We start from the raw sequence: 9,112 nt of genomic DNA, 5'->3' as shown, positions 1-9,112 counted from the left end.
GGGGGGGGGGGCTGGACGCCGACGACGCCCGGGCACGAGCGCGCCCGCCCGGGCACGAGCGGCGCCCGCCCAAGTCCGCCCCGCGGCCGTCACGGCCTCCATGGCGGCTGCCGGGGAAGATCCACGTCCTCCGCGGCGTTGGTAGAAACGTGAACGATGTGCGCGAGGTCGAGGTCGTCGTCATAGGCGCGGGTCAGGCGGGTCTGGCCGGCGCCTATCACCTGCGGCGCACCGGCTTCGAGCCGGAGCGCGACTTCGTGGTGCTCGACCGTGCGCCGGCCCCGGGCGGCGCCTGGCAGTTCCGCTGGCCCTCGCTGACGTACGGCAAGGTGCACGGGATGCACGCGCTGCCGGGGATGGAGCTGACGGACGCGGATCCCGACCGGCCGTCGTCCGAGGTGATCGGCGACTACTTCGCCGCGTACGAGCGCCGGTTCGATCTGCGCGTGCGGCGACCGGTGGACGTACGGGCGGTCCGGGAGGGCCCCGCCGGACGCCTGCTGGTGGAGACCCCGGACGCGACGTGGTCCGCGCGGGCCCTGATCAACGCCACCGGCACCTGGGGCCGGCCGTTCTGGCCGCGTTATCCCGGCCAGGAGACCTTTCGCGGACGGCAGCTGCACACCGCCCAGTACCCGGGCCCCGAGGCGTTCGCCGGGGCCCGGGTGGTCGTGGTGGGCGGCGGGGCGTCAGGCACCCAGCATCTTCTGGAGATCGCGCCGCACGCGGCCGCCACCACCTGGGTGACGCGCCGGCCGCCGGTCTTCAGGGAAGGGCCCTTCGACGAGGAGGCGGGCCGCGCGGCGGTCGCGCTCGTGGAGGAGCGCGTACGGCAGGGTCTGCCGCCCCGGAGCGTCGTCTCCGTGACGGGTCTGCCGCTCAACGACGCGATCCGCCGGGGGCTGGCCGACGGAGTGCTGGACCGGCTGCCCATGTTCGACCGGATCACCCCGGAGGGCGTGGAGTGGGCCGACGGCCGGCGGGTCGACGCCGACGTCATCCTGTGGGCCACCGGATTCCGGGCGGCGGTGGACCACCTCTCGCCGCTGCGGCTGCGTGAGCCGGGCGGCGGCATCCGGATCGAGGGCACGCGCGCGGCCGCCGACCCGCGCGTCCATCTCGTCGGCTACGGGCCGTCGGCCAGCACCGTCGGCGCCAACCGGGCCGGCCGCGCGGCCGTACGGGACATCAGGCGGCTGCTCGCGCAAGGGTCGGGCGTCGCCGCCTGACGTCCCGGCGCCTCACCGGGCCGCGACGGGCGGGCTCGCGGACGTCTTCTGGTTGCGGTTGAACTCCGCGACGTTGCGCTGGTGCTCCGGAAGGCTCGCGGTGAAGCGCGTGTCGCCGGGTTTCACGGTGACGAAGTACAGCCAGTCGCCCGGCGTGGGGTTGACGACGGCGCGCATCGCCTCCTCGCCGGGGTTGCCGATGGGCGTCGGGGGCAGGCCCATGCGCTGGTAGGAGTTGTAGGGGCTCTGGACACGGGTGTCGCTCTGCGTCGTCTTCAAGGTGGAGCGGTTCAGCGCGTAGTTGATGGTGGAGTCCATCTGCAAGGGCATCCCGCGCTCCAGACGGTTGAACACCACCCGGGCCACCTTGCCCATGTCCGCCTTGGTGGCGGCCTCGGCCTGGACGAGGCTGGCGACGGTGACCGCCTGGTACACGTTCATGGCGTTGCGCTGGGCGCCCGCGGTGACGGGTGCGCCGTTGAACCGCTTGTCGGCCGTGTCGACCATGTACGCCAGCAGGGTCCGCGGCGTGGCCTTCTCGTCCAACGGATACGTGGCCGGGAAGAGGTACCCCTCCGGGTTGCCCTTGGCGTCGGCCGGGAGCTTCAGGCCCGCTGTCGGCATCGCCTTCCTGGCGGTTCCGGACGGCAGGGCGAGGGCCTTGTCGATCGCCGCGTAGACCTGGCTCGCGCGCCAGCCCTCGGGGATGACCAGGGTCCTCGGTTTCGGCTCCCGCGCGGCACTGCCCAGGGTCAGCAGCGGCACCGCCACGGCGGCGCCGGCCACGACGGCTCCGGTCGCGATCAGGACAATACGGCCCCGGCGCGTCAGTCGAATCGTTCTCCGGGGCGGAGTGTTCATCTGCATGGGGGCACGGTAACCCTCAGATCATCGCAAAACCGGCATAGCCAGACATACTTTCATCTTGTCGGCTCCAGCCGGGCGTCCCGACGCACAAGGGCCGCGTACCGGCCGTCCTGCCGCAACAGCTCCTCGTGCGTGCCGCGTTCGGCCACCGTTCCGGCGTCCAGGACCACGATCTGGTCGGCGTCGCGGACCGTGGACAGCCGGTGGGCGATGGTGAGGGTGGTGCGGTTGGCCGACAGCGCGTCGATGGCGTCCTGGACGGCCTGCTCCGTACGGGTGTCCAGAGCGCTGGTGGCCTCGTCGAGGATGAGCACCGGCGGATCGCGCAGGATGGTGCGGGCGATGGCCAGGCGCTGCTTCTCCCCGCCCGAGAAGCGGTGCCCGCGCTCGCCGACCACCGTGTCGTAGCCGTCGGGCAGTGCGGCGATGTGGTCGTGGATCTGCGCCGCCCGGGCCGCCGCGTGCAGCTCCTCGTCGGTGGCGTCCGGCTTGGCGAAGCGCAGGTTGTCGGCGACCGTGGCGTGGAAGAGGTACGTCTCCTGCGAGACGACGCCGACCGCGCGGGCGAGAGTGTCGAAGTCGAGGTCGCGCACGTCGACGCCGTCGAGGGTGACACGGCCGCCCGTCACGTCGTACAGCCGCGGCACCAGGTGGCCCAGTGTGGACTTGCCCGCGCCGGTCGGACCGACGACGGCGAGGCTGCCGCCCGCGGGGACGGTGAGGTCGATGCCGTCGAGGATCGGCCCGACCGCCCGCGCGCCGCCGCCGTCACCCTTGCGTCCGTCGCCGCCGTCCTCGCCGTCACGGTCGTCGTAGCGGAAGACGACGTCCTCGAAACGCACCTCGCCCTTGATCTGGTCGAGGTGGACCGGGTTCTCGCGCTCGGTGATGTCGACGGGGAGGTCGAGGTACTCGAAGATGCGCTGGAAGAGCGCCAGCGAGGTCTGGATCTGCACGCCGGTCGACAGCAGGCTGACGGCCGGGCGGAACAGGCCCTGCTGGAGCGACACGAAGGCGACGATCGTCCCGAGGGAGACGTCGGGGCCGCCGAGCTGTAGCGCTATTCCGGCCGTCCAGTAGATGACGGCGGGCATGGCCGCCATGACGATCCCGATCACGGCCATGCGCCAGCGACCGGCCATGTTCGACCGGACCTCCAGGTCCACCAGCTGCTCGGACTCGTTCGAGAAGGCCTGCGTGAGGGAGTCGGCCCGGCCCATGGTGCGGCCGAGCAGGATGCCGCTGACCGAGAGCGACTCGGTGACCGTGGCGGCCATCGCGGCCATCTGCTTCTGACGCTGGGTGGTGATCTTCCTGCGCTCGTTGCCGACCCGGCGACTGATCCACACGAACACCGGCAGCAGCAGGAGCGAGACGACCGTCAGCCGCCAGTCGAGGGCGACCATCGCGATGATCGTGGCGACCACGCCCGTGAAGTTGGAGACCAACGAGGTCGCGGTGGAGGTGACGGTCGCCTGCATGCCTCCGATGTCGTTGGCGATGCGGGACTGCACCTCGCCGGTGCGCGTGCGCGTGAAGAAGGCCAGGGACATGCGTTGCAGACGCCCGTAGACGGCCGTTCGCAGGTCGTGCATGACGCGCTGGCCGACCGTGGTGGAGATGAGCGTCTGGAGGACGCCGAAGACTCCGCCGAGCACGGCGCTGAGGATCATGCCGAGGGCGAGCAGGCTCAGCAGGCCGGTGCGCCCCTGGGGGATCGCGACGTCCAGCGTCTCCTTGAGCAGGAAGGGCGTGGCCACGGTGACCAGCGACGACGCGGCGACCAGCAGGCCGACGACGGCGAGCCGGGCGCGGTAGGGCTTGAAGAGGGCGAGGATGCGGCGCACCTGACGGGGTTCGTCGGCCGACGCGCCGGGTGTGGGGGTCCAGTCGATGTGATCTCGGGGCATGGCTCCTACGGAGGGTGTGATGACGAGGACTGACGGAGCGTAGCTCATTGTTACCTATACTCACAATGAACGGCATCCTGATATTGTTCCCGCATGACCACCCCCGATTCCGACAGCCTGCTCGCCGAGCAACTGCTGCGGCTCACGCGCCGGGTGCACCGCATCCAGAAGCGCCATCTGCAACGGAGCGGGCTGGGTGTCACGCCGGCCCAGGCCCGGCTGCTGCGCACCCTCGCGCACTGCGACGGACCGCCGCGCATGGCCGACCTGGCCGCACGGCTCGAGGTGGTGCCCCGGGCCGTGACGACCCTGGTCGACGGGCTGGAGGCGAGCGGCCTTGCGCGCCGGGCCCCCGACCCCACCAACCGGCGGGTCATCCGGATCGAGCTCACGGAAGGCGGTCGCGGGGCCCTGCGCGAGCTGCGCGGCGCCCGCGTGTCTGCGGCGGAGGAGATCCTCGACCCGCTGACGACGCTGGAGCGCGAGGTGCTCAGCAGTCTGCTGGACGCGCTGGTGGGCGGCGAGTCGGTGGACCACGAGCCGGGGCGGGAACGACACGACGAGCGGGAGCACGCGGGCGAGGGCGAGCCGGACCGGCGGAGCGAGCCGGACCGGAAGGAGCAGCCGGGACGCACGCGCTGAACCGCGCGCGAACGGGCCGCGCCACCTCCCTCCCGGTGGTCAGGGAGGGAGGTGGCGCGGCCCGTCACGTCAAGGTCGCCTTCGTCATCGCCGTTGTCGTCGCCGTCGCCGTCGTCGTCATGGCCGTGGTGGGCGTCAACGGGGTCCGCTCGCCACGGCGACGCCGGCGGCGTTCGGTCAGGCGGGGTCGGACGCGGTCTCCTTGACGGGCTGAGGCGGCACCCCGCCCGCGGCGCCGGTCGTGGCGTCGGCCCCGAGGGGGTTCTCGGTCCCCGCCGACTCCTCCGGCACATCACCGTCCAGCACCTTCCTGGCCTGCTCCAGGTCGAGCGCACCCTCCCAGCGGGAGACGGCGAAGACCGCGACGCAGTTGCCGAGCAGGTTGGTGACGACCCGCATGGAGTCCATGATGCGGTCCACGCCCAGCAGCAGCGCGACGGCGCCGGCCGGAACGGCCCCGAGCGAGGAGGCGGTCGCCGACAGCGCGAGGAAGGCCGAGCCGGGGATGCCCGCCATGCCCTTACTGGTGAGCATCAGGACCAGGATCACCGTGATCTGCTCGCTCAGGCCGAGGTCCACGCCCACCGCCTGGGCGATGAACAGGGTGCCGATCGACAGGTAGAGCGAGGCCCCGTCGAGGTTGAACGAGTAGCCCGTCGGCAGCACCAGCCCCACGGCGTCGTCACGGGCCCCGGCCCTGCGCAGCTTCTGCATCACGCGGGGCATGACGGATTCGGTGGACGCCGTGCCGAGCGCGAGAAGCATCTCGGCACGGATGTAGCGCAGGAACTTCCACAGGCTCAACCCGGTGACCACCCGCAGCGCGACGGCGAGCAGCGCGATGAACAGGGCCGCCGCCGCATAGCACAGGGCGATCAGTTTGCCGTAGGTCTCGATCACACCGAGCCCGTAGTTGCCGATCAGGACGGCCGTCGCCCCGAACACCGCGATCGGCGCCAGTCGCATGACGAACCCGACGACGGCGAAGACGATCTCCTGGGCCTGCTCGATGGCGGGCAGCACCTTGGGCACCCTCGTGTGGCCGAGATGCAGGAGCGCCGCCCCCACCAGGCAGGCCAGGACGAGCACCTGGAGCAGTGAGTTCTCCGCGAAGGCGCCGACGAAGCTGGTGGGGAGCGCGTTCACGACGAACTCGGTGGTCGAGGGCAGCGAACCGCCGCCGGTCTTCGCGTCGACCGCCGAGGCGTCGAGCGTGGCGGGGTCGACGTTCATGCCCGAGCCCGGCTGGACGATGTTGGCGGCCAGCAATCCGATGACCAGGGCGAACGTACTCGCGACCTCGAACCAGACCAGGGCCTTGAGCCCGATCCGGCCGAAGGCCTTCAGGTCCCCGGCCTTGGCGATGCCCACGACGACCACGCAGAACACCAGGGGCGAGATGATCGTCTTGATGAGCCGGGTGAAGCCGTCGCCGAGCGGCTGGAGGTCCGCGGCCACGCCGGGCCAGAGTCGTCCGACGATCACGCCGAGGACCAGTGCGACAGCGACCTGGGCGAAGAGAGAGGTACGCAGTAGGCGTGCGACGCGTCGCGGGGGAGACGGGACGGACGGCTGCACGGGCGCTCCTAGGGGGACGGCGGCACGGGGCACGGTGGCACAGGGAAGCCACGGAGAAGCCGCAGGGACTTCTGCGATACGGAAAGCGGTTTCCGTGTGCATCACTGTGCAGCCGCCGTTGATCACGCGCGCAACCGCGGTGTTTCCGTCGCGTAAATCCCCTCCCGGGCGACGCGTCGCACGCGTTCGGGCTCAGCAGCCCCGGCGGTCCTCGGTCAGCACCCCCTGGACGGTGGTCAGCCGTCGGTCGTGGCAGCCGCCGGAGCCGTGGAGCCGGTAGCGCTCACTCGTCGTGCCGACGGCGTGGCGCTGGTCGCGGGGCACGTCCACGGTGTAGGAGGCGTCCCCGCGGTAGGTGTCGTCGAGCCGCGACCACGCGACGCGGCGATTCGCTCGGGTCGTCGTCGCGTCGGCCCGGTCGCCCAGGGTCAGCCGGGTGCGCAGCCGGGCGTCGGCGCCGAGGGTGGTGACGCCGTTCATGGTGTACGTCCGGTGCGTGCGGGTCGACCGGGCGGGCCCGCGGCCGTCGACGGTGACCGTCTCGTCGTCCGTCCAGCCGGCCTCCAGGCCGTCCACGGTCTCCCCGTCGTTCCAGCGGTGCACGGAGGTGTGGGCGACGGCGCGGCTGACGGTCGTGCGCACCCGGCCGTGCGAGGTGTCGAGGTAGCCGGAGACGGTCAGCCGGTGAGCGGCCCCGGTGTCGACCCGGTGCTCCGTGCCGGGTGTGTAGACGCTGGAGCCGGTGGGGCTCCCCGCGTCATGCGTGACGAGACGCCCGCCGACGACGGCCCTGCCCGGGTCCTGCCACACCAGGACGTTGACGGGGGTGCTCCAGCCGCTCTGCCCCGCGGGCACGCCCACGACCGACACCTCGATCCGGTGCGGGCGGCCGTCGTTGAGGATCCCGGCGAAGGGGGTCAGGTCGTATTCGATCGGCTTGACGTCGAAAGCGCGGGGCCCCGGGATCACGTACCAGAGGAAGGGGTTGGACCAGCCGCCCGTCCAGACGGTCGGGAAGGGCGTGGCGATTCCGGCCAGTCTCCCGTCGACCGCGACCTGCACCTCCCGATAGGGGCCGTCGTCGGTCCGGCAGGAGTACGGGGCCGCCGCGGGCACGGCCAGGTACCAGTACTCCTCGCATCCACCGCCCGAGCCGGTGGCGTACACCTCCGCCACGACGCGTTCGCTGTTGCGGGGCGTGGTGAGGGTCGCCCCGCCCGGGCCGTCGGCCGTGGTGAGGACGCGATCGGGGACGGCGGCGGCCGTCGGCCTTCCGGCGTAGAACGTGAGGGTCGCCTCGACGTCGATCACACCCGTGTAGGTGTCGTCGACGACGTTGCCGATGAGCATCTCCACGTCCTGGGCGGAGCGGAAGGTGTCGCTGTACCGGGTGACGTCCTTCTCGACGGACCACTCGATGCCGTCGGGGGACGGCTCGGGCGTCGAGGTGCGGAGGATCTCCACGCCTCCGACATGCAGATAGCCGAGCCGGTCGAACTGCCTCCCCTTGACCTTGCCGTCCAGCCGGAGCACCACGGTGCTCCAGTGGTCGCCGCAGCCTCGCGGGGGGAGGTAGGAGCCGCGGTACGGCGTGAAGTCGCGGAACCGCGCGTCGGCGAGGGTGACCCGGCACGACTTCGTATGCGGGCGGGCCACAGCCGGTGCGGCGGTGAGAGGGTCGTGCCAGTCGGTGCCGAACTCCGCGGGAGCCTCGGCCGTCAAGGGCGCGGGCGCGGCCGCACGGGCCGTTCCGCCGCCGATGAGGGCGCTCGCCAGGAGACTCGCCCCGGTGAGCATGGACATGATTATCCGACGTCTCATGGCCCGTGTTCTACGGGGTGTCCGCGACTCCCCGCAATGACGCGTCCGGGGCCTCCACCACTGCGCGCCGGCCCCGGCGGCGTGACACCGCGGCCCCTCATCCGCTCGCCCTCACGCCCGCAACGAGGCCCGGTCCCCCATGACCACCACAGGATGCTCGTGCGGGTCGAGCGTGCGCAACAGGTGTTCCATCGCCGCCCGGGACACGCTGACGCAGGCCGACGTACCGCTGCCGTGGTCCATGTGCAGCCAGATGCCGCCCCCCTTCTCCTGCCCGTCGGGCCGCGTCGGATCGTCGGGCGGCGCACCCTTGACGCGGTTGTAGTCGATGGCGATGACGTAGTCGAAGTCGTGCCAGTGCGATCTCGCCCACCAGCGCGGCGCCGCGAAGGACGCGGACCTCGTGTAGGGCAGCCTGGTCCCGGGGTCGGCGAGCACCCCACCGGCGTCGGTGAGGGTGAACACGCCCACCGGGCTGCGGTTGTCACCGGCACGGTGCCCGGCCGTCCACCCCCTCTTGCCGTTGTGGCCCGGCCAGGCGCGAACCCGCTCCCAGTGGCGGCCCCGTTCGGCGTAGAGCACCACGGTGGCCCGTGCGGAGTTCCTTCCGTCGCCGTACACCGCCACCACCTGGCGCGCGGCCACGGGAATCCGCCCTCGCAGCCGCTCGCCGACACCCGGGAGGCCGCTCGCCGCGGCCGCTCCGGGCGAGCGACCGCCGCTGTGCGGACCGGCCCCTGCCATGCCGTCACTTCCGCGTTCCGCGCCGGCCCCCACACAGGCGGCCAGCACCGCGGACAGAAGGGCGGAGGCCACTGCGGCGGCGCCCGCGCGCCGCCCTTCACCGAGTCGCATCGGCCCATGTTCGCATCGCTTTCCGGACTTCTTCGGAACATCCGGGACGTTCTGCTCGGGTTGGTCGTGCCCGGATCCCGCTGTCGCCACGGAAAACCGGTTGATTCCGACCGCGCCACGACGCGAACCTTGCACGGTTTGCTGCCGCACTCCGCGGACCTTCCCGTCCGCCCCTCCCCCCTCTCCTCTCCTCCCAGATCCCCCTTCCGC

The 9,112-nt window shown here is 71.9% G+C and carries 7 protein-coding genes; 2 read left to right on the top strand and 5 right to left on the bottom strand.

The features are described 5' to 3' along the window. Positions 1-149: 149 nt before the first annotated feature. Complete coding sequence (locus KMS84_RS36200) at positions 150-1,229, top strand: NAD(P)-binding domain-containing protein (RefSeq protein ID WP_256920783.1); 1,080 nt, start codon at positions 150-152, stop codon at positions 1,227-1,229. 12 nt (positions 1,230-1,241) lie between these two features. Here the strand turns inward: KMS84_RS36200 and mltG are convergent, their stop codons facing one another. Both mltG and KMS84_RS36190 read right to left on the bottom strand, forming a co-directional pair. Then, positions 1,242-2,096, bottom strand: a complete 855-nt coding sequence (mltG, locus tag KMS84_RS36195; protein WP_256920782.1) for an endolytic transglycosylase MltG — start codon at positions 2,094-2,096, stop codon at positions 1,242-1,244. Positions 2,097-2,149: 53 nt separating this feature from the next. Continuing rightward, positions 2,150-4,006: an ABC transporter ATP-binding protein gene (locus KMS84_RS36190; protein WP_256920781.1), complete on the bottom strand. Its 1,857-nt coding sequence runs from the start codon at positions 4,004-4,006 to the stop codon at positions 2,150-2,152. A gap of 93 nt (positions 4,007-4,099) precedes the next feature. Between KMS84_RS36190 and KMS84_RS36185 the strand changes: the two genes are divergently transcribed. Next, entirely contained in the window at positions 4,100-4,648 is a 549-nt protein-coding gene (locus KMS84_RS36185) for a MarR family winged helix-turn-helix transcriptional regulator (protein WP_256920780.1), read from the top strand. A 177-nt stretch (positions 4,649-4,825) separates the two neighbouring features. On the opposite strand, the gene KMS84_RS36180 is transcribed toward KMS84_RS36185, so the two are convergent. From KMS84_RS36180 to KMS84_RS36170, 3 genes are all read right to left on the bottom strand, one after another. Further along, positions 4,826-6,226 (bottom strand): cation:dicarboxylate symporter family transporter, encoded by a 1,401-nt coding sequence (locus KMS84_RS36180; protein ID WP_256920779.1) that lies wholly within the window; start codon positions 6,224-6,226, stop codon positions 4,826-4,828. A 192-nt stretch (positions 6,227-6,418) separates the two neighbouring features. Beyond that, complete coding sequence (locus KMS84_RS36175) at positions 6,419-8,047, bottom strand: peptide-N4-asparagine amidase (protein ID WP_256920778.1); 1,629 nt, start codon at positions 8,045-8,047, stop codon at positions 6,419-6,421. A 111-nt stretch (positions 8,048-8,158) separates the two neighbouring features. Continuing rightward, the gene (locus KMS84_RS36170; RefSeq protein WP_256920777.1) at positions 8,159-8,902 is read right to left on the bottom strand and encodes a L,D-transpeptidase family protein; all 744 of its coding nucleotides are present in this window, start codon (positions 8,900-8,902) and stop codon (positions 8,159-8,161) included. Between the last annotated feature and the right edge of the window lie 210 nt (positions 8,903-9,112).

Origin of the sequence: Streptomyces hilarionis (assembly GCF_024539675.1) — a bacterium.
GTDB classification, from domain to species: domain Bacteria; phylum Actinomycetota; class Actinomycetes; order Streptomycetales; family Streptomycetaceae; genus Streptomyces; species Streptomyces hilarionis.
Note: the sequence above shows the minus strand (reverse complement) of the source record. Positions and strands in the feature narration are given on the sequence as shown.